The sequence below is a fragment of the Streptomyces sp. 351MFTsu5.1 genome (assembly GCF_000383655.1).
GTDB classification, from domain to species: Bacteria; Actinomycetota; Actinomycetes; order Streptomycetales; family Streptomycetaceae; genus Streptomyces; species Streptomyces griseorubiginosus.
In genome coordinates this window covers 270,791-294,935 of record NZ_KB911779.1, presented here as the reverse complement: position 1 = coordinate 294,935, position 24,145 = coordinate 270,791, and the positions used below count along the sequence as shown (strand labels likewise).

The 24,145-nt window shown below is 68.5% G+C and carries 21 protein-coding genes, 3 tRNA genes and 1 pseudogene; 17 read left to right on the top strand and 8 right to left on the bottom strand.

Features of this window, described 5'->3' with window-relative positions; all coding sequences use genetic code 11:
* Positions 1-348 precede the first annotated feature (348 nt).
* The 3 genes from H295_RS47190 to H295_RS0113375 all read left to right on the top strand — a co-directional run bounded on the left by H295_RS47190 (position 349) and on the right by H295_RS0113375 (position 4,072).
* Positions 349-1,449 carry an MrcB family domain-containing protein gene (locus H295_RS47190; RefSeq protein ID WP_158691043.1) on the top strand — a complete coding sequence of 367 codons (1,101 nt, stop codon included), beginning with the start codon at positions 349-351 and terminating at the stop codon, positions 1,447-1,449.
* A 200-nt stretch (positions 1,450-1,649) separates the two neighbouring features.
* Positions 1,650-2,738 (top strand): DNA cytosine methyltransferase, encoded by a 1,089-nt coding sequence (locus H295_RS0113380; protein ID WP_020135845.1) that lies wholly within the window; start codon positions 1,650-1,652, stop codon positions 2,736-2,738.
* A 320-nt stretch (positions 2,739-3,058) separates the two neighbouring features.
* On the top strand, positions 3,059-4,072 hold the full coding sequence (locus tag H295_RS0113375; protein ID WP_234021602.1) for a NaeI family type II restriction endonuclease: 1,014 nt from the start codon (positions 3,059-3,061) through the stop codon (positions 4,070-4,072).
* 378 nt (positions 4,073-4,450) lie between these two features.
* Here the strand turns inward: H295_RS0113375 and H295_RS0113370 are convergent, their stop codons facing one another.
* Positions 4,451-5,062: a hypothetical protein gene (locus H295_RS0113370; protein ID WP_234021601.1), complete on the bottom strand. Its 612-nt coding sequence runs from the start codon at positions 5,060-5,062 to the stop codon at positions 4,451-4,453.
* A 46-nt stretch (positions 5,063-5,108) separates the two neighbouring features.
* Here H295_RS0113370 and fxsT point away from each other — a divergent pair, with 46 nt between their 5' ends.
* Positions 5,109-8,009: an FxSxx-COOH system tetratricopeptide repeat protein gene (gene fxsT / locus H295_RS0113365; RefSeq protein WP_020135842.1), complete on the top strand. Its 2,901-nt coding sequence runs from the start codon at positions 5,109-5,111 to the stop codon at positions 8,007-8,009.
* A gap of 579 nt (positions 8,010-8,588) precedes the next feature.
* Here the strand turns inward: fxsT and H295_RS48720 are convergent.
* The 3 genes and pseudogenes from H295_RS48720 to H295_RS0113350 form a co-directional block, all read right to left on the bottom strand.
* Positions 8,589-8,828, bottom strand: a pseudogene (locus tag H295_RS48720) (site-specific integrase); the annotation flags it as partial.
* A gap of 815 nt (positions 8,829-9,643) precedes the next feature.
* Positions 9,644-10,621: a CU044_5270 family protein gene (locus H295_RS0113355; protein ID WP_020135841.1), complete on the bottom strand. Its 978-nt coding sequence runs from the start codon at positions 10,619-10,621 to the stop codon at positions 9,644-9,646.
* Positions 10,618-11,214 (bottom strand): RNA polymerase sigma factor, encoded by a 597-nt coding sequence (locus H295_RS0113350; RefSeq protein WP_020135840.1) that lies wholly within the window; start codon positions 11,212-11,214, stop codon positions 10,618-10,620. Before H295_RS0113350 ends, H295_RS0113355 begins: the two co-directional genes overlap by 4 nt.
* Before the next feature lie 252 nt (positions 11,215-11,466).
* Here H295_RS0113350 and H295_RS47905 point away from each other — a divergent pair, with 252 nt between their 5' ends.
* A complete protein-coding gene (locus tag H295_RS47905; protein WP_078616641.1) occupies positions 11,467-11,679 on the top strand; it encodes a hypothetical protein in 213 nt (70 codons plus the stop codon).
* Positions 11,680-11,698: 19 nt separating this feature from the next.
* On the opposite strand, the gene H295_RS0113345 is transcribed toward H295_RS47905, so the two are convergent.
* Together H295_RS0113345 and H295_RS0113340 are read right to left on the bottom strand one after the other, a co-directional pair.
* Entirely contained in the window at positions 11,699-12,355 is a 657-nt protein-coding gene (locus tag H295_RS0113345) for an SDR family oxidoreductase (RefSeq protein WP_028809323.1), read from the bottom strand.
* 131 nt (positions 12,356-12,486) lie between these two features.
* Positions 12,487-13,761, bottom strand: coding sequence for a hydrolase (locus tag H295_RS0113340; protein ID WP_020135838.1), 1,275 nt, complete (start codon positions 13,759-13,761; stop codon positions 12,487-12,489).
* A 255-nt stretch (positions 13,762-14,016) separates the two neighbouring features.
* On the opposite strand from H295_RS0113340, the gene H295_RS0113335 reads away from it, so the two are divergent.
* The 9 genes from H295_RS0113335 to H295_RS0113295 all read left to right on the top strand — a co-directional run bounded on the left by H295_RS0113335 (position 14,017) and on the right by H295_RS0113295 (position 20,096).
* Positions 14,017-14,089 (top strand) — tRNA-Thr (locus H295_RS0113335).
* 46 nt (positions 14,090-14,135) lie between these two features.
* Positions 14,136-14,208, top strand: a tRNA-Met gene (locus tag H295_RS0113330).
* 90 nt (positions 14,209-14,298) lie between these two features.
* Entirely contained in the window at positions 14,299-14,463 is a 165-nt protein-coding gene (rpmG, locus tag H295_RS0113325; protein ID WP_018834916.1) for a 50S ribosomal protein L33, read from the top strand.
* A 102-nt stretch (positions 14,464-14,565) separates the two neighbouring features.
* Positions 14,566-15,018 carry a MaoC family dehydratase N-terminal domain-containing protein gene (locus tag H295_RS0113320; protein WP_020135837.1) on the top strand — a complete coding sequence of 151 codons (453 nt, stop codon included), beginning with the start codon at positions 14,566-14,568 and terminating at the stop codon, positions 15,016-15,018.
* 8 nt (positions 15,019-15,026) lie between these two features.
* Positions 15,027-15,455 carry a MaoC family dehydratase gene (locus tag H295_RS0113315; protein ID WP_020135836.1) on the top strand — a complete coding sequence of 143 codons (429 nt, stop codon included), beginning with the start codon at positions 15,027-15,029 and terminating at the stop codon, positions 15,453-15,455.
* Positions 15,456-15,622: 167 nt separating this feature from the next.
* Complete coding sequence (locus H295_RS0113310) at positions 15,623-16,192, top strand: TetR/AcrR family transcriptional regulator (protein ID WP_028809322.1); 570 nt, start codon at positions 15,623-15,625, stop codon at positions 16,190-16,192.
* 106 nt (positions 16,193-16,298) lie between these two features.
* On the top strand, positions 16,299-17,759 hold the full coding sequence (locus H295_RS0113305; RefSeq protein WP_020135834.1) for an MFS transporter: 1,461 nt from the start codon (positions 16,299-16,301) through the stop codon (positions 17,757-17,759).
* Between the two features lie 517 nt (positions 17,760-18,276).
* Positions 18,277-19,332 (top strand): UDP-N-acetylmuramate dehydrogenase, encoded by a 1,056-nt coding sequence (locus H295_RS0113300; protein ID WP_020135833.1) that lies wholly within the window; start codon positions 18,277-18,279, stop codon positions 19,330-19,332.
* A 92-nt stretch (positions 19,333-19,424) separates the two neighbouring features.
* Complete coding sequence (locus tag H295_RS0113295; protein ID WP_020135832.1) at positions 19,425-20,096, top strand: hypothetical protein; 672 nt, start codon at positions 19,425-19,427, stop codon at positions 20,094-20,096.
* A 12-nt stretch (positions 20,097-20,108) separates the two neighbouring features.
* Here H295_RS0113295 and H295_RS0113290 read toward each other — a convergent pair whose 3' ends face one another.
* Both H295_RS0113290 and H295_RS0113285 read right to left on the bottom strand, forming a co-directional pair.
* Entirely contained in the window at positions 20,109-21,149 is a 1,041-nt protein-coding gene (locus tag H295_RS0113290) for an adenosine deaminase (RefSeq protein ID WP_020135831.1), read from the bottom strand.
* Positions 21,150-21,268: 119 nt separating this feature from the next.
* Positions 21,269-22,495, bottom strand: coding sequence for a pyridoxal phosphate-dependent aminotransferase (locus tag H295_RS0113285; protein WP_020135830.1), 1,227 nt, complete (start codon positions 22,493-22,495; stop codon positions 21,269-21,271).
* A 248-nt stretch (positions 22,496-22,743) separates the two neighbouring features.
* On the opposite strand from H295_RS0113285, the gene H295_RS0113280 reads away from it, so the two are divergent.
* From H295_RS0113280 to nusG, 3 genes are all read left to right on the top strand, one after another.
* A tRNA-Trp gene (locus H295_RS0113280) sits at positions 22,744-22,816 on the top strand.
* Positions 22,817-22,926: 110 nt separating this feature from the next.
* Positions 22,927-23,214 carry a preprotein translocase subunit SecE gene (secE, locus tag H295_RS0113275; protein ID WP_020135829.1) on the top strand — a complete coding sequence of 96 codons (288 nt, stop codon included), beginning with the start codon at positions 22,927-22,929 and terminating at the stop codon, positions 23,212-23,214.
* 80 nt (positions 23,215-23,294) lie between these two features.
* The gene (gene nusG / locus H295_RS0113270; protein WP_020135828.1) at positions 23,295-24,143 is read left to right on the top strand and encodes a transcription termination/antitermination protein NusG; all 849 of its coding nucleotides are present in this window, start codon (positions 23,295-23,297) and stop codon (positions 24,141-24,143) included.
* Positions 24,144-24,145 lie beyond the last annotated feature (2 nt).

The window sequence follows — 24,145 nt, the reverse complement described above, 5'->3', positions numbered from 1 at the left end:
CGATCCGTCCTCGAGAGGCAGGAAGCTGGCCGCGGTGGTTGGGTCAGGGCCACAGCTGATCTTCACATCGGACGTCTCAGCTCAAGCCCGGTGCGGTGTGCACTCGCCAGCCGCGATTTTCAAGATCAGGACGAGATGTGGACGAGGAAGTCCTGCTCAACACCTGGGCGCTACTAAGTCGCAGGTCAGATCGGGTGCGGAGTGGCGATCTTGGGGGGACTGTAAATCCGCTGTCCTCCAGAGCGGGGCCGTCGCAGGGCGGCCTAGGGTGGCCACGCAGCTGGGCCTGGACCTCAATAGGTCTCAGGTGCGCAGCCCAGTGTCAGTGTCCGTGGCTACTGTTCGGGCGTGGATGAACTCTTGAGTGAGGTGCTGGGCCTTCAGAAGGTGTGGCAGGCGAAGAACACGGAAGAGATGCAGCGTCGTGGCTTCGTCGTTCGTACCGAGATCCGCGAGTGGCTGCGTGAGCATGCGAAGGCGCTCGCCGTAGCCATGGAAATACCCCTCGACGATGTAGGGGTGGAGGGCAAGGACGGGGCCGGTCAGCGGGCTGAAGTCGTATGGACCCGCGTCTACTCGAAGAGCAGAACCCCGAGCGCAACCGATGGCTGGTACATCGTCTACCTGTTCAGTGGCGACGGTGAACGCGTCTACCTGTCGCTCATGCAGGGCACGACCGAATGGATCGCCGGCGAGCTCAAGCCCCGCGAGCCTGCTGCCCTGAAGAAGCGCATCGCCTGGGCCCGCCCCCTCATCGAGCAAGTCGCCGCCGAGCGAGGTGACTTGTTGACGGAGATCCGTCTCAACGCGCGCACGAAGCTCGGCAAAGGCTATGAGCCGGGCAACGTCGTGGCCATCGAGTACCAGAGGGGTGCCATCCCCAACTCGGGCGCCCTGAGTGAAGATCTGCTCTTCATGGCGCGGCTCCTGGGGCGTCTGTACAAGGCCACGGACGACGCGACCTACGTTCCTGGCGACCTGCCGGTGGAGGTCCGCGAGGCAACCCAGAGCGCGGCGACCACCGCGAATCGCAGGAGTGCCCGTAAGGGCGGTCAAGGGTTCGTCCTGACCGCCGCCGAGCGCGGCGCCATCGAGAAGCGCAGCGTCCAGCTCGCCACGGAGTACTTCCAAGCGCAGGGATGGACCGTGAAGGACGTCGGCGCCAGCAAGCCGTACGACCTGCACCTGACGCGAGGGGACGAGAAGCTCCACGTAGAAGTGAAGGGGACCACGTCCGACGGCAGCCAGGTCATCCTGACGCGGGGCGAGGTCGAATGGCAACGCAAGTTCGCGCCGGCCAACGCCCTTGTGATCGTCCACTCCATCGAACTGGATCGCACCCTTGTACCTGTGAGCGCGACCGGTGGAATCCTCCACTGCACCTCACCGTGGACCATCGAGGAGGAGACCTTGACCGTCATCTCCTACATCCACCGAACCGGACTGTGAGGCGGTCGGCGCGCAGCTTCCTTCCCCAGGTGTCCCTAGGACGCCGCACGGAACTCGTGACGTCTAGCACTCCACACGGCTCCGCCGAGCCGCAAGAGAGTCGTGCAGCACTTGATTGTCAGTGGTCACAGGTACGCTCGCACAGCGCTGCACTGCAAAGTGCGGCCGTTCGACCGCCACCCTGAGGCTCTGGAGATCGCGTGCAGCCAGTCAAGATTGTCGACTTGTTCGCCGGACCGGGTGGCCTGGACGTGGCTGCGGAGAAATTGGGAGTACCCACTGTCGGCATTGAATGGGATGCCGATGCTTGCGAGACCCGCCGCGCTGCGGGCCTGGGCACAGTCCAGGGCGACGTGCGGCAGTACGGTCCGGTCGACTTTCCGGACGCAGACGTGCTGGCCGGCGGGCCGCCGTGCCAGACCTTCACGGTCGCAGGCAGCGGGGCGGGCCGTAAGGCCCTCGATGACGTCCTCAAATTCGTCGAGCAAATGACTGCTCGCGTCGACCGCGAACAGATCGTTAGCGATCTCGCGAACTTGGATGACGAGCGGACCGGCCTCGTACTGGAACCCCTCCGATGGATCTTGGAAGCCATCGATGTACAGAAGAAGCCCTACGAGGCAATCGTCCTGGAGCAGGTGCCTGCGGTGCTCCCTGTGTGGGAGGCATACGCCCGAGCCCTCCGGAACGAAGGTTACTCGGTTGACTTCGGACTCCTGCTCACGGAGGCCTACGGCGTTCCGCAGACGCGGAAGCGGGCCGTACTGGTCGCGCGCCGGGGGGAGCACAACGTGAAGCTTCCCGCCTCTACCCATAGGACCTACCGCAAGGGGGTTCCGCGTGATGCCGGCGATGCGTCGAAGGAGCCGTGGCGCACGATGGGCGACGTGATCGAGCGAGGAACGCCCTTCGAGGTGATCTCGAACTACGGAACCGGTGGCGACCCGAAGCTGCGTGGGCGCAGGACCTCCTCCCAGCCCTCTGCCACCGTGACTGGCAAGATCCGCCGAAACCGCGTCGTCTCCCTCGACGGGGCTGAACTGGATCGGTTCAATCACTCCGAAGCCGGACGTCTGCAGACCTTTCCTGCCGACTACCCATGGTCCGGTCGCGACATCGGGCAGCAGATCGGGAACGCCGTTCCGCCGCGCCTGGCGATGCATGTCCTGAGCGCCGCCTTCGGCTGGTCTCCTCCGAGTGAGGACCTGCTGGCGAAGCTTGATTGGTGGCACCGACTGCCGGTGCAGGCCGCGTCTGCGCCTGACGACGAGGTGCTGGTACGGGCCTAACGCCTGTGCGTCCTCCTCGAAGCCTGTCGAGCATGTGTCTCCTGCCGGGTGCCAACCGCGCCCGCCGAGGAGGGTTCGTCGAACCCGGCTGAGTGCCTGCTGCCAGACTTCAGCTCGTGACGATACAAGAGGGTCTGTGGTTACCCGAGGATGCTCCTCAGGCTGGCATGCAAGATTCGCGTGCGTTGGCGGCGAAGCACTCGCGCCGCAATTCGTACCGCACTTGGGATCTCCCGAACGAGCCCATGAGCAGGGTGCCGCGTGAGTGGCGGATTCAGTCCGGTCTCACGCAACCCGTCCCCGATGACCTTGTCCCGTTCGTGGAGTGGTTCTACAGCCAGCCGGAGGCGCGAGAGCGCTTCCGATGGGCCCTCCGCGACTCTCTCGACGAGTTGCTCGATGGCCAGCGGACGGGGCGCTGGGCCTACCAACACCTGACGAAGACCGAGAAGACGTATCTCGGCACGGCCGTCGAGGTGAACCTCACCAAGGAGTTCGCCATCGACAACGGCGCAGACCTCGACTGGTCAATCGCCGGCCTCGACATCGACTGCAAGTTCTCCAAGGATCTCGGCGGCTGGGAGATCCCAATGGAGATGTATCTGTGCGCCGACCACGGCGAGCGGAGTGGCCGTGCCGACCACGCTGCAGTCGTGACCTGGATGGACGACGACACGAGCCGGTGGGCCGCTGGCATAGTGCGAATCACCGATGAGCGCCTGCGTTGGAAGAGAGCGCTGGGTGCAAACGGCGACCTCGTCCGCGCATACAACCGAGACAACAAGCGCAAGCTCTCCGACGCCGCCCAGTCTGGGGTCTACTGGCTCTGGGGTGGGCTCCAGAGGGATCTACCGACAAACCTGCTCCGCGACCTGCATCCCGAAACACGCGAGCGGATTCTCACCGCCCGACTGCCGGGCCGCCGATCCTCGTCGGGTCAGCAGCGGGTGAACCAGCTGTTCCGTGATGTGCAAGACCGGCTCATTGGCCGTCAGGTCGTGTTGACCGTCGGCCAGCAGGACGACGCGCCAAAACGTGCCCGCGACGCCCGGATAAAGCTGCGCCCGGAGGGCATTGTCGTTCTGGGTCACCAAGGATCACACCCGCACGCCGCCCGTGCGCTCCGGTTGCCGGAACCGACCAAGGGTGAGTGGATCTCCACCAGCCTCGTTCCGGTTTCATCTGACGATGACCGACCGAAGTTCTCACTGGACGGCCAGTTCTGGGCGCGTGGTTGCGGGGAGGAGCAGTTGCCTCCCGTTCCAGCGCCCGACCTACCTGATGGCCGCGAGGGCCTTTGGGCGCACCGCTTCGGGGCCGGTTTCAATGCGTAGCTCGGCTCTGATCCCCCAGGTATCCCCCAGCACCGAGTGACGTACGGAAAGCCGCAGGTCACCGACGGTGGAAGCGGCCCGCAGTAAGTCTGCCGAGGCGGGTCGTTTTGCACGGGTCTACCGGGCGCGGGCGCCGTTGCCTGGAACATTTGGGAAACGGCTCAGGGGTTCGGAGTGGGGCTTCTGCGGGTGGAGCGATGGAGAGTGCCTCTGGTGCTGTCCGCGACAAGTCGGTCGCGGACAGCTGCGGTAACCCAACGGCTGCTCAGTTCTGGGGTTTGGTCAACTTCGCTGGCGGCGGAGACGTGGATCAGGGCGCGAGCATCGCCGTGGGCCTCACTTCTCGGGTCCCATTAATTGCCCGGATTGTGGACGAGCTCAATGAGAGTCAGAGGTGGGGGCTGGAAATGCGCCGAGCAGGTTGGGTACGCCGCAGGCGGTGGCGAGGAGGTCGGCGTACGCGGCAAGGATGCGGCGGGTGTCGTTCAACGCGGTGCGGAGTTCAGCAGCCTGCGACCAGGCACGTTCGTGGTCGCGGCGGGAGCGGTCCACAGGACGGCGGCTCTCCCAATCCTCCAACGCAGGGTGCCAGGTGGCCAGGAGCGGGCGCACGCCGTAGTTGAGCATGGCCACGGCCAGGTAGCCGAAGTTGTACTGGCCGTCCCGTTTCGGTTCGGCGATCTGCGGACCGTGACGGCGCAAGATCTCACGGGTGGTGCCGAACAGCGAGTAGAGACTGGTCAGTGCTTCCCGTAGCAGGCCTTCGTCCGATCGCAGCGGCACCACCGAGACGCGGGTGATCAGTTCCACGTACAGCTCCCAGGCTGCGCGCCGCTCCGCATCGTTCGGCTCCCAGCTGCCAGCGATCTCAAGCAGCGGCAGCTTCAACCTGACTTCCACGTTCTTCCGCGCCTGAGCCATTTGCTTTCCTCTTTCCTGCCAGCCGATCTCAACGTTGTCCGCCCGCTCCCACGCTATATGCGAGATCATGGTTCATGCTCCACAAACCAAGCGTCAGGGGACTCGGAGGCCAACGGTGACCGACGCCACGCAACGGCTTTTCGTCAGCTACGCGGGCCCAGACCGGCCCTGGGCGGAGTGGGTCAGCTGGCAGCTCAAGCGGGCCGGTCACCAGGTGGAGCTCGACCGGTGGGATTGGCGCACGGGGGATGACTTCGTCCAGAAGATGAACCTCGCTCTCGACCGGGCTGAGGCGGTGGTGGCCTTGTTCTCCAAGAACTACTTCGCCGCCGGGCGATGGACCCACGAAGAGTGGTCAGCCATCGTGGCTGTGCGGGGACGGCTCGTGCCGGTGGCGATCGAGGCACTGATTGAGGATGACATTCCCCCCCTGCTGGCTGGGAGGCTGCGCAGGGACCTCCACGGGCTCGACGAGACCGGTGCGGCTGCTGCCCTGCTCGAAGCTGTCCACGGACCGAATCTCCCAACCGGCCCGGTTGTCTTCCCCGGCGCCGCCTCGGCCGATTCGGATTCGGAATCTGATTCACAGCGTCCCCGGCTGCCCAGCAGCGTCGGTCTGCCCGAGGTGTGGAATGTCCGCCGCCGCAACCCCGACTTCTCCGGCCGCGAAGCTGAAATGGTTCGGCTTCGCACTGGGCTGCTCAGCGGGCGCCAAGCCGTGGTCCAAGCGCTGCATGGTATGGGCGGCATCGGCAAAACCCAGATTGCCCTGGAGTACGCTCACCGTTTCGCTAGCCAGTACGACCTTGTGTGGTGGGTTGATGCCGAGCAGGCCGACCAGCTGCCCGTCCGTTACACCGAACTCGCCGACCGCCTCGGCATCGCCAAAGCCAACGCCGGCACCGAGGCCAATGCCCATGCCCTTCTCGAACATCTGCGGACAAGGCGCCGCTGGCTTCTCATCCTCGACAACGCTGAACAACCTGATCAAATCGAGCCCTTGCTCCCTGAGGGCCCCGGCCATGTTCTGATCACCTCGCGCAATCCCGACTGGCACGGGGTCGCTCATCAGAGCGGCCTGGACATGTTCGCACGCACCGATTCACTGGCCTACCTCCAGGGCCGTATCCCGGGAATCGCAAGCGAGCAGGCCGATCTTCTGTCGCAGGACCTCGGCGACCTTCCCCTCGCCCTCGCCCAAGCGGCAGGCGTCCTGCGCAGCGGCATGACCCTGGACCGTTACCGTCAGCTCCTAACCACCCACACCGGACGCCTCCTACAGGAGAGCGACGTCCGCGACTATCCAGCGCCGCTTGCTGCGACGGTCAACATCGCGGCAACCCGCCTCACGGACGAGGGCCACCCCGATGCCGCTGCCTTGCTCAATCTCGGTGCCTTCCTCGGCCCGGAACCCATCCCCACCGCCTGGCTGGAGACAGCCCGCCCCCGCCTGGCCACCATTCCCGGTGCCCCAGACGACCCGATGTGGCTCCGAAACGCCCTCCAGCCCCTTGGCCGTTACGGACTGGCCCGCACCGACTTCGACACCTTCCAAATCCATCGCCTCACCCAAGCAGTCCTCCGCACCTTGGCCAGCCCTAACCTGGTCGTAGCAATCCGCGACGACGTCACCGCTGTCCTTGCCGCAGTCGACCCCGGCGATCCGGAATTTCCGGGCGACTGGCCAGCGTGGTCCTCCCTCACAGCCCACCTCACCACCCCCCACATCGCCACGACAGTCACCGGCCGATCCGAACTGCGTCGCACGCTCTCAAACGCCGTCTATTTTCTCCTCTGCAGCGGTCAACCACGCGCCGCGGATGACCTCGGTATGGCATTGCATCAGGCGTGGAGCACTGATCTGGGGCCAGATCACCCCGACACCCTCACCTGCGCGCAGTATCTGGGGCACGCCAGCGCCGCCCTCGGTGAATACGTAATGGCTCGTTCTCTCATTGAGGACACCGTTGCCCGTCGTCGCCGTGTTTTGGGCGAGGACCATCCAGACACGCTCCAATCCGCCAACAATCTCGCCAACACTCTGGGTGACTTGGGGGAGTACGGGGAGGCTCGGCGGATGCATGAGGACGTTCTGGTGCGTCGTCGCCGTGTTTTGGGCGAGGACCATCCTGACGTTCTCCAATCCGCCAACAACCTCGCAGGTCTCCTGAACGACTTGGGGGAGTATGGGGAGGCTCGGCGGATGCATGAGGACGTTCTGGTGCGTCGTCGCCGTGTTTTGGGCGAGGACCATCTCGACACCCTCGTCTCAGCAGGCAATCTCGCAGGCGTCTTGGGTGACTTGGGGGAGCACGGGCAGGCTCGGCGGATGCAGGAGGACGTTCTCGTGCGTCAACGCCGTGTTTTGGGCGAGGACCATCCCGACACCCTCACCTCAGCAGGCAATCTCGCCAGCACCCTGCGCATCTTGGGGAAATACGGGGAGGCTCGGCGGATGCAGGAGGACGTTCTCGTGCGTCATCGCCGTGTTTTGGGCGAGGACCATCCCGACACCCTCACCTCCACCAGTAATCTCGCCAGCACCCTGAGCTCGTTGGGGGAGCATGGGGAGGCTCGGCGGATGCATGAGGACGTTCTGGTGCGTCGTCGCCGTGTTTTGGGCGAGGACCATCCCGACACCCTCACCTCAGCAGGCAATCTCGGAGGCGTCTTGGGTGACTTGGGGGAGTATGGGGAGGCTCGGCGGATGCAGGAGGACGTTCTGGTGCGTCGTCGCCGTCTTTTGGGCGAGGACCATCCTGACGTCCTCCAATCCGCCAACAACCTCGCAGGCACCTTGCACGATATCGGTCAGTACGCAGAGGCGGTCGAACTCTGGAGGGATACCCGCGCTCGCATCGTACGAGTCCTCGGCGCGAAGCATCCTGACACTGTGAGGGTCACCGGGAACCTTGCCAGTGGGCTGACCGCGATGGGCAGGGTTCACGAGGCTCAACAACTGACGGGCCGGAAGTCGACCAAAGGTAAGCGCCGCTTCGGCCGTAAGCGGCGGTGACGTCACATGACCAGTGCCTCCGAGCCCCACATGTGGGATCGCGCTCACTCTGTGACTGGCACGCGGCCTTCGGTGCGGTAAGTGGTAGGCAGCTTCATCCTGCGGGGCCTCAAACCTCTGGTCTGGGGCAGATGGGCCCGCAGGCCGTAAATCAGCTAGCTCAGGCTCAGCTCAACACGAAATCGAAGGGCGACTCCTGGGGGCTTGTGGGCTATGTGTGGGCCAGACGCCTCATAGGGCGGTCTTGAAATCCGTCGCGGTAGCGTCGGAGGCCTGATTCCCCCAGGTGTCCCCCGAACGCCGTTCCAGGCAAAGCAGCCGCAGGTCAAAGCACCCGAACTCGGCCCGCTGTAAATCTGCCGGCTCAGCCTTCCCAGGTTCGAATCCTGGCGCCGCCACGCTGAGAGAGACCCCCTCTCACCAGGTTAATCACCTGGTGAGAGGGGGTCTCTGCGTTGCTCGCGCCGTTCGAATCGCTGTGGACGGGACGTGGACGTGTCTCACCTCGTACCGCGTCGGCTGCGCGCGCTCCCGAGTCCGGTCCAGCACCTTGGCGTACACCTTGTGCAGTACCGCGATGCTGTGTCCGGCGCGGACAACTCCCTGCCGGAGGGGGAGCATCCCCCACCCCGTCTTCGGGAGGTGGCACTGGTTCACCCTCGGCGCGGCGGCTTCGGCGGGACGCATGGCCGCGTAGTACAGACACCTGAAGAACGCTTCCAGGTGCCGTCCCCGCCGGCCCTGCTCGCGCACCCCAGCCACCAGGGCGCGGACCTGGCGAGGGTTGGCGACGCTCTCGGGGTCCACCGCTTCCACAGCGAGTTCAAGAACGCCCGCCCGCATGTACCCACCGATCGACGTGTCCAGATCGCTGAGGGCGCTGAAGGGACGGTCCCACTCGGCATAGGCCCGGGCCCTTCGTAGCCGGACATCGGCCGTCAGCAAGACCGCGGGTACGGGACCGGTCTCCTGCCGGTCACCCCGTTGCTCACTCTCCTCCCGGGTGGCGAGCTGCTCCGACTCCATCCGCTGGTACAGCTCCTCGGCCTGGTCCAGGGCTGCGACTGCACCGCTCACGTCTCCGACATCGGTCCTGGCCCGTCCTATGGCGTAGAGCAGTCCCGCTCTGGCCTGGGGAAGCTCAGGCAGGTCCGGGGAGGCGGCGTCCAAACGGTCCAGGGCGTGCTGCGCCCGCGCGAACTCGGCCAGTGCCTGTGTCGGCCCCTGGCTCTGCTCGGCGGCGAGCCCCCGTTCGTAGGCCGTCCCGTACTCCTGGATCGCCTGCTCGGCAGGATCCCGTTCCTGAGAGGCTCCGCGGCGCCGAAATATCTTCATCTTCCCTATATTCCCCTTGAGTTGACTACATCCAGCCGTCCGGTAGAAAGCCGACATCCTGTCACGGCGCCTCCACCAGATGCCCTCGTTCACTTCGAAGGGGTCTGTCACAGGTTCCCTGGCCGACTTGTGCCGACGTGTCCGTCCGCGAGCGTCGGATCAGGGGAACGGCAGGGGGCGGTCCAGCCGTGCGCGTCCGTCGGGGGCCGTGCTGCCGGGGCGTGCACGACGAGCCGGAGGCGGCCGTCGACCACCAGGCACAGTCGCACCGTGCGCCCGCCGCGGTGCTCAGGGGGTGCTCAGGGGCGGGCGCCGGGCTTGTTGACGACGCCCCAGGCCGCGCGGGCGCCGACCGTCTCCCCGTCGTTGCGGGTCTCCCCGAGGTAGGCGTAACTCTCGGGATCGAAGAAGATCTCCTGTTTGCCCTGCGCGCCCGAGGGCGCCCTCTCGGCGTAGTTCACGCTCACCCCGATCGCCGCGCGGCCGAGCGGGTCCTTGACGCCGGTCGTCACCCGGGCACCGGGGATCTTCGCGAGCGCCCGGAACAGGCCTGCCTGGACTTTCGGCGGGATCAGCACCGACCGGTACAGGACGTCGATCTCCCGCCAGTCGCGCTGTGCGCGCGTCTCCCCGTTGATGGAGCCGATGGCGTGCTCCTCGCGGATGCGTTTCATCATGCGGTCGGGGTCGCTCGGCAAGGTGGCGAGGAAGCGGTAGAACTGCCGCTGTGAGCGGTCGTCGTACCCCTCCCGCTTCCACTTCTCCTCCTGGTTGGGGCCGTACCAGACCTGGAGCTTGTCGGGATCGAAGTCCGAGATGTCACCAGCCGGTGGGATGCCGGGCAGATTGGCCTGTCCAGTGCCGTCCCAGCGGGTCCACTCCTCACTGCTTTGCGGCTTGCCCTGGAAGAAGACGGTGCTCTTCTCGTACACCCACTGCTTCGGGCCGGGTTCGGTGCCGTCGTGCTTCTCGACGGTCGCGGCGGCCAGTTCGAGGGCGTCGGCGGAGGCGCCCGCCGACAGCACCTGGGGGTGCTTCCCGGCGGGTGCGCGGGGGCTGTCGGCGGGCAGGGTCGCGACGATCCCGGCGGTCACGGCGAGGGCTCCTGCGGTGGCGGCGCCGACCAGGATCATCCGGCGCCCGGGACGGGCTGCCCGCCCGCGGTGGGTCTCCTGCCGGAGCGCCGCGGCGAGCCGGGCCCGCGGCGCGGCGAGCTGGTCGGCTTCGGGAAGGGGGGCGTCGGCGCGCAGGCCGCGGATCTCGGAGAGCTCGTTCATGCGGGGTCACCTTCGTGTATGCGAGCTTCGGTGAGGGGTCCACCGGCCGCGCCGGTCGCGGTGCGCAGCTTGCGGCGGGCGCGGTTGAGGCGGGAGCGGACGGTGCCGACGGGAATGCCGAGGGCTTCGGCGATCTCCTGGTAGCTGAAGTCGGCCCAGGCGAAGAGCAGCAGGACGTGCCGGTCTCCCGCGGAGAGACGTGCCAGTGCCCTGGCCAGTGGGCGGGCAGCGGCCTCGGCAGCCAGACGGTCGTCGGCGGAATCGGTCCAGCTGTCGGCGACCGGGTCGTGGCCGGTGCGGGCGAGCAGCTTCAGTGCCCTGACCTCCTCCCGGCGCTGCCGACCGATCTGTTTGGCGGCGATGCCGTACAGCCAGGGCCGCACGCCGGCGCGGGCCGGGTCGAACCGGGCCCGTATCCGAAAGGCCGTCAAAAACGTTTCCGCGGTGACATCGTCGGCGGCGTCCCGCCCCAGTCGTCGGGCGACGTACTGGTGGATCGCCGGGGCGTGACGCTCGAAGAGCGCCGCGAAACGCTCGGGTTCGGCGAGTGAGGCCGCGATGAGCTCGGCGTCGCCGCCGGCCGAGTCGGTCATGGACTGTCCGTCCGTTGGCGGGGTCGGTGGGTGTCAGGATGGCTGGTGTTCACACCCTGTACTTGCCGATCCGCGGCGAACAGGTTCACGCCTCTCCGAAGCAACGCGCCCTGAGTTGCGGCGGGCGGGGGAGCGCGAGGGTGGACAGTGCCGGTCGTGTCCGTCGGCACGGCCCCGGAACCTCCGACCGCTCCCCGACCCGCCCACGGTCCCAGACGTACGATCCCCGCTCCTCCGGGGCACACTGACTGCATGTCCAGTCGTCGCAGGCTCTGCCCCGAATGCCGTCGAGAGATCGCCGTCGTCGCCGGTCGCTTTGCACGGCACGATCCGCCCGGAGCCCGCGAGAGAGGTCAGCTGGTCTCCTGCCCGGGTTCCCGTAGACAGGCGGAACTCGGAGCGGCACAGCCGTCGTTGGACGGGTACACGGTCCCCGTGGTCCCCGGCCAGCTCCCGCTGTTCTGAACCACCTCCGCGGTCAACCTCAGTTGCCCGCCACCGACTTGACCGCCACCAACACCGGCGTGGAACCGCTGATCAGTTCCAGCGTCAGCCCGGCCGTCGCAGGTGTGTCCAGGAGTTCCGCGAGTACGGCGGCCACGTCGTCGCGCGGGATCGGACCCCGCCCGGTGTGCGCCTCCAGCCGTACGAGGCCCTTGCCGGGCTCGTCCGTGAGGGCGCCCGGGCGCAGGATCGTCCAGTCCAGGGCGTCCAGGCCGCTCACATAGGCGTCCGCCTCGCCCTTGGCGCGCAGGTACACGTCGAAGATCTCGTCGCCCTGGTGGTGCGGGTCGGCGCCCATGGACGACACGATCACGAAGCGCCGTACGCCCGCCCGTACCGCCGCGTCCGCGAACAGCACCGCCGCGGCCTTGTCCACCGTGTCCTTGCGAGCCACGCCGCTGCCGGGGCCTGCGCCCGCCGCGAAGACCGCCCCGTCGGCGCCTTGCAACGAAGCCGCGACCTCCTCGACCGAGGCCGACTCCAGGTCCAGCAGGACCGGTTCGGCGCCGGCGTCCCGAAGGTCGTCGCCCTGTTCCGCGCGGCGGATGATCCCCGCGACCTCGTCCCCGCGCGCGGCGAGCAGCCGCTCCAGCCGCAGCGCGATCTGACCATGTCCACCAGCGATGACAATGCGCATGTCTTCGACCGTACGCCCCAACAGCTGCATCCGCCTGTGCCGTCCGGCAGACCCGGACAGAGACAGGGCACGCGCACGGGTCCGCCGGCCCGGCGCGCCCCGCCCCCACAACAGCCGTACAGCCGCCGCCCCTACGACACCTCCCCCCGCCCCTGCCGAGGCAGCCCCGACTCCGCCGTCCCCGCCGAGTTGCAGTACTCCCGCACCGCGCTCGTCCGTGCCACCACGCGCCCCCTGTGCACCACGATCCGGCTGTACGCGAGGGAGAGCGCGCCGGCCAGGCGGTCGCCGCGTACCGCGAGCAGCTCGGCCGGGAAACCCGCCTCCACGCGCACCTCGGGCAGCCCGAGGACGGCCCGCGCGGAGCCGCTCACCGTGTCGTAGGCGTCCTCGGGGCGCAGCCCGTGCCGGGAGGCGAGCTGATACGCGGCCTCCAGGGGGTCACCGCGCCCCACCGGGTTCGAGACGTCCCGCAGCGCACCGCTTCCGGCCGCCACCCGGACCCCGGCCGCCCGCAGCAGCCGTACCGGAGCCGCGGCCGTCGTGCCCCGTCGGTCGACGCCGGCGCAGCCGCCCTGGGGCAGGCACACCACCGCCACCCCGGCCGCCGCGAGCTGGTCGGCGGTCCGGGACACCACCTCGGCGGGCAGCCGGTCGAGACCCGCGCAGGGGCCGAGGGTCACACCGGGCCGCAGTCCGCCGGCCATCGCGGCGAGGCGGGCCAGACGGGCCGGGTCGGCGGCGTCGGTGTGCAGGTCGACGGGGCAGCCGTACTCCGAGGCCACCTCCAGGACCGCCTCCGCGTAGCCCGTCGGATCGGGGTCGAGGTCCGGGCAGCCGCCCACCACCGAGGCACCCATCTTCAGCGCGTCCCGCAGCATCGCGAGCCCCTCGGCCCCGGCCGCCCCGGTCAGCACCCGCGGCATCGCCACCGCCGTCAGCTCGGCGAGCCCGCGCAGCGAACGCCGTGCCTGGAGCACGGCCGCCAGCGCGCTCAGCCCCTGGACGTCCCCCACGCGCACATGGGCCCTGAGTGCGGTCGCGCCGTGTCCGAGCTGGAGCAGGGCGGCCTCGGTGGCCCGGCGCTGGACGTCGTGGGGGTCGTAGGAGAGCGGTCCCTCGACATCGGCCGACAGGGCGGTGTCGCCGTGGGCGTGCGGTTCGGCCGGGGCCGGCAGCAGCAGATAGCCGGTGAGGTCCACGCGCGCCCCACGCGCGCGTGGCCCGCCCGCGGTCAGACTCCCGGCCGTGCCGACCGCCTCGATGCGCCCGCCGCCCAGCCGTACGTCCACGGTCCGGCCGTCGGTGAGCCGTGCCCCGCACAACAGGAGCCCGGCCCCGTCCGGCGACGGGGTACCCGACCGGGACGACGAGGAGTGGTGCGGCTGCGGCTGGCTGTCGGGCATCGCGCTCCAGGGGCTCGGGGCTGCGCTGCCCGGAGCCGCCGGAACCGCGCAAGGGACGCAAGATCACGCAGAGTGAGTCGAGCCTAGGGCGGCGCCGCCGCCGTCACAGGGAGGAGCGCAATAGTCGTACCGGTGTGGTCCGCCGTGCCGGAGAGGGTCCTGAGGCCTTCGGGAAAGCCGTGGATCAAGGCGCTCGGGGCGCCAGGAAACGGATTTGGGCGAACGGCTGCAGACCGTGTAATGTCTTCATCGCTCGCCCCAATAGCTCAGTCGGCAGAGCGTCTCCATGGTAAGGAGAAGGTCTACGGTTCGATTCCGTATTGGGGCTCTGGTGTGTGAGGTTCCCGTCGCGAGGCGGGAACGGATCGCATCACAGCGGTGTAGCTCAGTCGGTAGAGCAAGCGGCTCATAATCGCTGTGTCACCGGTTCAAGTCCGGTCACCGCTACAGACAGTAGCCGATTGTGGGGTCGGTCCTTCGATCGGCTACTCTTCTATGCGTTAAACCTGTCCCATCCGTTCGTCAAGGAGCACTCCTGTGGCTGCCACCGACGTCCGCCCGAAGATCACGCTGGCCTGCGTGGAGTGCAAGGAGCGGAACTACATCACCAAGAAGAACCGGCGTAACAACCCGGATCGCATGGAGATGAAGAAGCACTGCCCGCGTTGCAACGCGCACACCGCGCACCGCGAGACGCGATAAATCAGGCTCGTATGCGAGGCCGTCCCCGAGAGATCGGGGGCGGCCTCGCGTCGTTGAGAGACCCGATACCGGCCAGTAGAGCAAGCAGGAGGTGCCGAGCCCATGGCGCTCGACCAGTCCTTCGTGGGGCGGAGCTACCCGCCCACCGACCCCTATGAGGTGGGCCGGGAGAAGATCCGCGAGTTCGCCGAGGCGGTGGGGGATGCCAACCCCGCGTACACGGACCCGGAAGCCGCCAAGGCGCTCGGCCACCCCGATGTGATCGCCCCGCCGACCTTTGTCTTCTCCATCACCTTCAGGGCGGCCGGACAGGTCGTCCAGGACCCGCAGCTCGGCCTGGACTACAGCCGCGTGGTGCACGGCGACCAGAAGTTCGTCTACGTCCGCCCGGTCAGGGCCGGCGACCGCCTCACCGTCACCTCCACCATCGAGGCGATCAAGTCCATGGCGGGCAACGACATCATCGACATCCGCGGCGAGGTCCACGACGAGGCGGGCGAGCACGTCGTGACCGCCTGGACCAAGCTGGTCGCCCGCGCGGCCGAGGGGGCGTGACGAGGAACATGACGGCGAAGATCGCATACGGCGACGTCGAGGTCGGCACCGAGCTGCCCGCCCAGACCTTTCCCGTGACCCGCGCCACCCTCGTCCAGTACGCGGGGGCCTCCGGGGACTTCAACCCCATCCACTGGAACGAGAAGTTCGCCAAGGAGGTCGGGCTGCCGGACGTCATCGCGCACGGCATGTTCACCATGGCCGAGGCGATCCGTGTCGTGACCGACTGGACCGGTGACCCGGGTGCGGTCGTCGAGTACGGCGTCCGCTTCACGAAGCCCGTGGTCGTCCCCAACGACGACCAGGGCGCCACGATCGAGGTCAGCGCCAAGGTCGCCGCCAAGCTCGACGACAACACGGTCCGCGTCGACCTCACGGCGACCAGCGCCGGGCAGAAAGTGCTGGGCATGTCGCGAGCGGTCGTACGACTGGCCTGAGGGCCAATCTCGGCCGGTCTCCAAGTGCCGATGCTCGCGGGCCGATGCGCCGGTAGGAATGATCCAGGTGCCGATGTAAGGAGTGCCCTCCATGGCGGGGCGCTCCTTACATCCCCTGCCCGATCCAGGCCCTTGCCAAGTTAGTGATTGAGTACTAACTTAGCCGCATGGCCAGGATGAGTGCAGAAGAGAGGCGCGAGAGCGTCATCCGTGCGGCGACGATCGAGTTCGCCCGCGGCGGCTACCACGGCACCTCCACCGAGGCGATCGCCAAGCGCGTCGAGGTCTCGCAGCCGTATCTCTTCCGGCTCTTCCCGGGCAAGAAGGCGATCTTCCTGGCGGCGGCGGAGCGCTGCGTCGAGGACACCATCCGCACCTTCGAGGAGGCGTCCAGGGGTCTTCAGGGCGAAGAGGCCCTGCACGCCATGGCGGACGCGTACACCCGGATCATCACGGAGCAGCCCGAGCGGCTCCAGATGCAGATGCAGATGTACGTCGCGGTGAGTGCCGCCGAGCGGGAGGGCGACCACGAGTTCGGCGAGGCGGTGCGGACCGGCTGGATGCGGCTGTGGGACACCGTCCATCTGCCGCTCGGCGCCGACGTCGAGGAGACGACGGCCTTCCTGGCGCACGGAATGCTGATCAACTGCCTGATGGCGATGGGGTTCCCGCCCCGGCACCGGGTCTGGGAAGGGCTCTACCCGTCCGCGCGGGTCACGGGCCGCCTGGAGCACTGAGGTTCATGGGCAAGGCGGCGTCATCGGCGCCGTTTCGTGATCGAGTTTTCATGACCGAGAAACTTAGTAATCAATAACTAATCAAACTGAGCTCGCTGGAGGAGCGATGTCACAGCAAGAGCGAGAGCCGGCCCTTCCGACCGCACGCCGCGGGGGAGCAGTCTGGGCCCTGGTCATCACCAGCGTCGCCGGATTCATGGCGGCCCTCGACAACCTCGTCGTCACCACCGCCCTGCCCTCCATCCGCGAGGACCTCGGCGGAGCGCTGCACGACCTCGAATGGACCGTCAGCGCCTACACGCTCACCTTCGCCGTCCTGCTGATGACCGGCGCGGCACTCGGCGACCGCTTCGGCCGCCGTCGCCTCTTCCTCGTCGGCCTCGCGATCTTCACCGGGGCCTCGACCGCCGCGGCCCTGGCCCCCGGCATCGACTCCCTCATCGCCGCCCGCGCGGTCCAGGGCGTCGGCGCGGCGATCATGATGCCCCTCACGCTCACCCTCCTCACGGCAGCGGTTCCCGCCGCCAGGCGCGGAATGGCGTACGGCATCTGGGGCGCCGTCAACGGACTCGCGGTGGCATCCGGACCCCTCATCGGCGGCAGCCTCACCGAGCACGTCTCCTGGCAGTGGATCTTCTGGCTGAACGTCCCGCTCGGCCTCGCCCTGCTGCCCCTGGCCCGCCTCCGCCTCGCCGAGTCCCACGGCACCGGCGCACGCCTCGACATCCCCGGCACGCTGCTCGCCAGCGGCGGTCTCTTCGGTGTCGTCTACGGCCTGGTCCGCGGCCCGTCCGACGGCTGGACCGACGCCCTGGTCCTGCTGGCCCTGTTCGCCGGCGCCGCGCTGCTCGCGGCCTTCGTCCTCTACAGCACGCGGGCCAAGAACCCCATGCTCCCCATGCGGCTGTTCCGCTCCCGGGCCTTCTCCGGCATCAACGCGGCCAGCCTCCTGATGTTCCTCGGCATGTTCGGCTCGATCTTCCTGCTCAGCCAGTACATGCAGGGCGTCCTCGGCTACTCGCCCACCGAGGCGGGACTGCGGATGCTGCCCTGGACCGGCATGCCGATGCTCGTCGCGCCGATCGCCGGGATCCTCTCCGACCGCATCGGCGGGCGTCCCGTCGTCGCCACGGGACTCTTCTTCCAGGCGGCGGGCCTCGCCTACCTGGCCTCTGTGGTCACCGTCGACGCGTCCTACGGTTCGCAGCTGCCCGGTCTCATCCTCAGCGGCATCGGCATGGGCCTGTTCTTCGCCCCCGCGTCCAACCTCGTCATGTCGAGCGTGCGCGCCTCGGAACAGGGGATCGCCTCCGGGGCGAACAACGCGCTGCGTGAGGTGGGCGGGGCGCTGGGAATCGCCGTCATGGCGTCGATCTTCTCCGCGCAGGGCGGCTACGAGACGGGCCAGTCCTTCGTGGACGGCCTGCAGCCGGCGCTGGTCACGGGGGCCGGTGTGGTGGCGGCCGCGGGGGTGGCGGCGCTGCTGATTCCTTCGCGGAAGGCGGTTGCGGCGGATGTCGTGCGGGGGGCTCCCGAGGGGGCGCGGGAGTTGGAGACGGTGAGCTGACGGTCCGCTGCGCGGGCTTGGGCCGGGCGCCTATGAGGGTGGCGGGTGCGGCTGTTCGGCGGGTGCGGGTGCGTCGTGGCTTGTCGCGCAGTTCCTCGCGCCCCTAGGGAGTTGCAGTCGGCCTGCGCCATGAGGGGACCGTCAGCCGTCCCCGCTCGCCCCCAGGACCCTTCCGCCACGCGCGCCCGTCACCACCAAACCCTTCCGCCGCGCGCGTCCGGCCCCGCCGGAGGGTTGGCCGCGTACGGCGTGAAGGGGACGGGGTGGGGGGTGTCCGCCCGCAGCGGCCGGCGTCCGGAACCGGGCCCCTGATCGAGAGACCGAGGCGCCGGACTGAGGACGGATACCCCCCACCCCGGCACCGACCCACCCACCACACCGCACGCGCTACACACGCCCCCACCGGACCGCGACGGGCCGCCGCAGGCATTCAGGGGCGCGGGGAACTGCGCAAAACGCCCGCCCCCACCGAACCCGCACCCGCACCCGAACCCCCCACCCCCGTACCCTGTACCGCGTGCAGGAACGACACGACGCCCCCCTCGCCCCCCTCACCACCTTCCGCCTGGGCGGCCCCGCCACCCGCCTCGTCACCGCGACGACCGACGCCGAGGTGATCGAGGTCGTCCGTGAGGCCGACCGCACCCGCACCCCCCTCCTCGTCATCGGCGGCGGCTCCAACCTCGTCATCGGGGACAAGGGATTCGAGGGCACCGCCCTCGTCATCGGCACCAAGGGCCAGCACCTCACCGGCACCCACCTCGAACTCGCCGCCGGTGAGGTATGGACCGACGCAGTCGCCCGCACCGTCGATGCCGGACTCGCCGGTGTCGAGTGCCTCGCCGGCATCCCCGGCTCCGCCGGTGCGACCCCCATCCAGAACGTCGGCGCGTACGGCCAGGAGGTCTCCTCCACCATCTCCGAGGTCGTCGCCTACGACCGCCGCACCGGAGAGACCGTCACCCTCACCAACGACGACTGCGCCTTCTCCTACCGCCACAGCCGTTTCAAGGAGGACCCGACCCGCTACGTCGTCCTCCGCGTCCACTTCGAGCTGGAAGACGCCGACGGCCTCTCCGCGCCCGTCAAGTACGCCGAGACCGCCCGCACCCTCGGCGTGGAACCCGGCGACCGCGTCCCCCTCGCCGACGCCCGCGAGACCGTCCTGAAGCTGCGCGCGGGCAAGGGCATGGTCCTGGACCCCGACGACCACGACACCTGGTCGGCCGGCTCCTTCTTCACCAACCCGATCCTCACGGACACCCAGTTCGCCGAGTTCCACGCGCGCGTGAAGCAGCACCTGGGCGCGGACGCCGAACCCCCCGCCTACCCCTCGGGCGACGGCCACACCAAGACCTCCGCGGCCTGGCTCATCGACAAGGCCGGCTTCACCAAGGGCTACGGCACCGGCCCCGCCCGTATCTCCACGAAGCACACCCTGGCCCTCACCAACCGGGGCGACGCGACCACGGAGGACCTCCTGGCCCTGGCCCGAGAGGTCGTGGCAGGCGTACGGGGCACCTTCGGGATCACCCTGGTCAACGAGCCGGTGACGGTAGGCGTCAGCCTGTAGGGCAAGGGCAAGGGCAAGGACGACGCGGAAACCCGGTTGTCGGTACCCGCCCCCGACGACCACCCTGGACGCATGCCGACCAGGACCCCCGTATGCGGCTGAACCTCACCGAGTTCAGACCCCGCACCGGCCCCCGCGAACACCGCGTCGTCCAGCCCCGCGACACCCTGCGCCACACCTCGCTGACCGCCCCGGAACCGGTCGGCATGATCCTCGGCGACCACGACGGACTGAACCGGCTCGCGGGCCTGTTCTCCTTCGCCGCGTACTCACGCCACACCGTCGTCCACATACCGCTGCGGGACGGGGTCCCGCCCGACGAGGGCTGGGGGCAGCGGGTCGATCTGGTCCTCGCGCACCACTCGTACGGGCTGCGCCCCAGCAAGTGGCCCGAGTTGCGGCACGCCCTCACGGCCGGCCGCCCCCTGTCCGTACGGACCGACGAGGCCCGCACCGAGCGGGACGCCGTCGGCTGGCGCCGGCGCTGGGGGCGCGCGGACTTCCGGGACCACCTGCGGCACACCACGCACGCGCGGACGTTCTTCCTCTTCGGCAGCCGGGACGTCTTCGCCGAGTCGGCCATGGCCCTTGCCCATGCGGCGGGCTGGGGTCCGCGCCAGGAACGTGTCGCCCAGGGGTACTCGGCCCTGGTCTCCGGGATCGCGGGCCTGACGCAGCCGCCCGGCGGCGGACACCCCTACGAGGTGATGGTCTGCTTCAAGGCCTATCCGCCCTACGCCCACTTCAAAAGGCCCGGTGCCTGAGCCGCGTCGCCCCTAGGCGCCCGGGTGACCGAGCCAGTCGTCCACCCCCGACAACAGCTTCGTCTTCACGTCCTCCGGCGCCGCCGAGGCCCGGATCGACTGGCGGGCCAGTTCCGCGAGTTCCGCGTCCGTGAAGCCGTGGTACCGCCGGGCGATCTCGTACTGCGCGGCCAGCCGGGACCCGAACAGCAGGGGGTCGTCGGCGCCCAGCGCCATCGGCACCCCGGCCTCGAAGAGCCGCCGCAGCGGCACGTCCTCGTGCTTCTCGTAGACCCCGAGGGCCACGTTCGACGCCGGGCACACCTCGCACGTCACCTGTCGGTCCGCCAGCCGCTTCAGCAGCCGGGGGTCGTCGGCCGCGCGCACCCCGTGACCGATGCGGTGCGCGTCCAGGTCGTCGAGGCAGTCCCGTACCGACGACGGACCGGCCAGCTCGCCGCCGTGCGGCGCCGACAGCAGTCCGCCCTCGCGCGCGATGTGGAAGGCCCGGTCGAAGTCCCGTGCCATGCCCCGGCGTTCGTCGTTGGAGAGCCCGAAGCCGACCACGCCCTTGTCCGCGTACCGCACCGCGAGCCGGGCCAGGGTGCGCGCGTCCAGGGGGTGCTTCATCCGGTTCGCGGCGACCAGCACCCGCATCCCGAGACCGGTCTCCCGCGAGGTCGTCTCCACCGCGTCCAGGATGATCTCCAGCGCCGGGATCAGCCCGCCGAGCCGGGGCGCGTACGACGTCGGGTCGACCTGGATCTCCAGCCACCCCGAGCCGTCCCGCACGTCCTCCTCGGCGGCCTCCCGCACCAGCCGCCGGATGTCCTCGGGTTCTCTGACGCACGAGCGGGCGGCGTCGTACAGCCGCTGGAACCGGAACCAGCCCCGCTCGTCGGTGGCCCGCAGCCTCGGCGGCTCCCCGCTGGTCAGTGCGTCGACCAGTGCCTCGGGCAGTCGTACCCCGTACTTGTCGGCCAGTTCCAGAACCGTCCCCGGGCGCATCGAGCCGGTGAAATGCAGATGCAGATGGGCTTTCGGCAGCTCAGAGACATCACGTACACGCTCCATTCGCCGATCCTGCCGTACGTCACGGGCGTCCCGGTACCGCTTTCCCCTTTAGTGGTCTTGCTCGCACAAAAAAAGGGACCAGCCACTCACGCGAGCAGCTGGTCCCCTGTGCGGCGAACTCAGTCCTGCGCCTCCGCCAGCAGCTTCTGGATCCGGCTGACGCCCTCGACGAGATCCTCGTCACCCAGCGCGTACGACAGCCGCAGGTAGCCCGGCGTGCCGAAGGCCTCGCCCGGGACGACCGCGACCTCGGCCTCCTCCAGGATCAGCGCGGCCAGCTCGACCGAGTCCTGCGGACGCTTGCCGCGGATCTCCTTGCCGAGCAGCTCCTTGACCGACGGGTAGGCGTAGAAGGCGCCCTCGGGCTCGGGGCAGAGGACGCCGTCGATCTCGTTGAGCATGCGGACGATCGTCTTGCGGCGGCGGTCGAAGGCCGTGCGCATCTCCGCGACCGCGTCGAGGTTGCCGGAGACCGCGGCGAGGGCGGCGACCTGGGCGACGTTCGACACGTTGGAGGTGGCGTGCGACTGGAGGTTGGTCGCGGCCTTGACGACGTCCTTCGGGCCGATGATCCAGCCCACCCGCCAGCCCGTCATGGCGTACGTCTTCGCGACACCGTTGACGACGATGCACTTGTCGCGCAGTTCGGGCAGGAGCGCGGGCAGCGAGGTGAACTTCGCGTCGCCGTAGACGAGGTGCTCGTAGATCTCGTCGGTCAGCACCCACAGGCCGTGCTCGACGGCCCAGCGGCCGATCGCCTCCGCGTCGGCCTGGCTGTAGACCGCGCCGGTCGGGTTGGAGGGGGAGACGAAGAGGACGACCTTGGTCTTCTCGGTGCGGGCCGCCTCCAGCTGCTCGACGGAGACCCGGTAGCCGGTCGTCTCGTCGGCGACCACCTCCACCGGGACACCGCCGGCCAGCCGGATCGACTCCGGGTAGGTCGTCCAGTAGGGCGCCGGGACGATGACCTCGTCGCCCGGGTCGAGGATCGCGGCGAAGGCCTCGTAGATCGCCTGCTTGCCGCCGTTGGTCACCAGGATCTGGGACGGGTCGACCTCGTAGCCGGAGTCGCGCAGCGTCTTCGCGGCGATCGCGGACTTCAGCTCGGGGAGGCCGCCGGCCGGCGTGTAGCGGTGGTACTTCGGGTTCGAGCAGGCCTCGATGGCGGCCTGGACGATGTAGTCCGGGGTCGGGAAGTCCGGCTCACCGGCGCCGAAGCCGATCACCGGACGCCCGGCGGCCTTGAGGGCCTTGGCCTTGGCGTCCACGGCGAGGGTGGCGGACTCGGAGATCGCGCCGACTCGGGCGGAGACCCGGCGCTCGGTGGGAGGGGTTGCAGCGCTCATGGGACCCATCGTTCCAGACCGGAAACTCCCCCGGCACACGGGTTTCACAGACTGAACAACGGTTGAACAACCGTCCGGATTCGGACCGCACGCTGGGCGATCTTCCGTCCCCAAGGCCCGTACGGGCGCTTTCTGTTCGACGGCGGGCCGCGGACCACGTACACTCTCACCTCGTTGGCCTTCAGCAGCCGCCCCGGCAGGTGCACACCGAGCACCTGGCTGGATGCGGTACGTTGGGGGGCACACAAAGGGTCGTAGCTCAATTGGTAGAGCACCGGTCTCCAAAACCGGCGGTTGGGGGTTCAAGTCCCTCCGGCCCTGCAACACACACACCTTCGCCAGGATGTGTGCGCATGTACGTACAGCAATGCACCGCCGTGCGGCTCCAACCGGGCGCGGCACGGCCACGACCCGGGAACAGGTGAGGACGAATGGCGGACGCCGTGGGCTCCATCGACACGCCTGGCGCCCAGGACGAAGCGCCGGAGACCCAGAAGAAGGCCCGCAAGGGCGGCAAGCGTGCCAAGAAGGGCCCGCTGAAGCGTCTGGGGACCTTCTACCGGCAGATCGTCGCAGAACTCCGCAAGGTCGTCTGGCCGACGCGGAACCAGTTGACGACGTACACGACCGTGGTGATCGTCTTCGTTCTCGTCATGATCGGTCTGGTGACCGTGATTGACTATGGACTCAACCACGCCGCCAAGTACGTATTCGGCTGAGCACAGAGCGAAGGGCGCCGAGGTTACCGGCGCCCCTTTTCGCATGTTCCACCCCTTGTATCCAGGAAGAAGCAGCCACCGTGTCTGACCAGAACCTGAACGACGCCATCGAGCCCGACGAGTCTGTCGACGACGAGCTCGACATCGTCGAGGGCGCGGACGAGGACCTGGACGAGGTCGAGGCTGCCGACGCCGAGGCGGGCGAGCCCGCCGAGGAAGCCGCTCTCCACGCCGAGGACGACACCGAGGACGACTCCGAGGAGGAGTCCGGCGGTGACGTCGAGGCCGTCGAGGAGGAGCCGGCCGAGCCGGTCGACCCCGTCGCCGCCCTGCGCGAGGAGCTGCGGACCCTTCCCGGCGAGTGGTACGTCATCCACACCTACGCCGGTTACGAGAACCGCGTGAAGACCAACCTCGAGCAGCGTGCTGTCTCGCTGAACGTCGAGGACTACATCTTCCAGGCCGAGGTGCCGCAGGAAGAGGTCGTCCAGATCAAGAACGGCGACCGCAAGACGATCCGTCAGAACAAGCTCCCCGGCTATGTGCTGGTGCGCATGGACCTGACGAACGAGTCCTGGGGCGTCGTCCGCAACACCCCCGGCGTGACCGGCTTCGTGGGCAACGCCTACGACCCGTACCCGCTGACGCTCGACGAGATCGTCAAGATGCTCGCCCCGGAGGCCGAGGAGAAGGCCGCCCGCGAGGCAGCCGAGGCCGAGGGCAAGCCGGCTCCGGCCCGCAAGGTCGAGGTCCAGGTCCTGGACTTCGAGGTCGGCGACTCGGTCACTGTCACCGACGGTCCCTTCGCCACCCTCCAGGCCACGATCAACGAGATCAACGCCGACTCCAAGAAGGTCAAGGGCCTGGTGGAGATCTTCGGCCGCGAGACCCCGGTCGAGTTGTCCTTCGACCAGATCCAGAAGAACTGAGC

Excerpts from the sequence above, each read along its gene's own strand:
- H295_RS0113370 (WP_234021601.1), bottom strand. The coding sequence starts at position 5,062 with ATGATCTCGCATATAGCGTGGGAGCGGGCGGACAACGTTGAGATCGGC.
- H295_RS0113355 (WP_020135841.1), bottom strand. The coding sequence starts at position 10,621 with ATGAACGAGCTCTCCGAGATCCGCGGCCTGCGCGCCGACGCCCCCCTT.
- H295_RS0113350 (WP_020135840.1), bottom strand. The coding sequence starts at position 11,214 with ATGACCGACTCGGCCGGCGGCGACGCCGAGCTCATCGCGGCCTCACTC.
- H295_RS47905 (WP_078616641.1), top strand. The coding sequence starts at position 11,467 with ATGTCCAGTCGTCGCAGGCTCTGCCCCGAATGCCGTCGAGAGATCGCC.
- H295_RS0113345 (WP_028809323.1), bottom strand. The coding sequence starts at position 12,355 with ATGCGCATTGTCATCGCTGGTGGACATGGTCAGATCGCGCTGCGGCTG.
- H295_RS0113340 (WP_020135838.1), bottom strand. The coding sequence starts at position 13,761 with ATGCCCGACAGCCAGCCGCAGCCGCACCACTCCTCGTCGTCCCGGTCG.
- H295_RS0113320 (WP_020135837.1), top strand. The coding sequence starts at position 14,566 with ATGGCGCTCGACCAGTCCTTCGTGGGGCGGAGCTACCCGCCCACCGAC.
- H295_RS0113315 (WP_020135836.1), top strand. The coding sequence starts at position 15,027 with ATGACGGCGAAGATCGCATACGGCGACGTCGAGGTCGGCACCGAGCTG.
- H295_RS0113310 (WP_028809322.1), top strand. The coding sequence starts at position 15,623 with ATGGCCAGGATGAGTGCAGAAGAGAGGCGCGAGAGCGTCATCCGTGCG.
- H295_RS0113305 (WP_020135834.1), top strand. The coding sequence starts at position 16,299 with ATGTCACAGCAAGAGCGAGAGCCGGCCCTTCCGACCGCACGCCGCGGG.
- H295_RS0113295 (WP_020135832.1), top strand. The coding sequence starts at position 19,425 with ATGCGGCTGAACCTCACCGAGTTCAGACCCCGCACCGGCCCCCGCGAA.
- H295_RS0113290 (WP_020135831.1), bottom strand. The coding sequence starts at position 21,149 with ATGGAGCGTGTACGTGATGTCTCTGAGCTGCCGAAAGCCCATCTGCAT.
- H295_RS0113285 (WP_020135830.1), bottom strand. The coding sequence starts at position 22,495 with ATGAGCGCTGCAACCCCTCCCACCGAGCGCCGGGTCTCCGCCCGAGTC.
- secE (WP_020135829.1), top strand. The coding sequence starts at position 22,927 with ATGGCGGACGCCGTGGGCTCCATCGACACGCCTGGCGCCCAGGACGAA.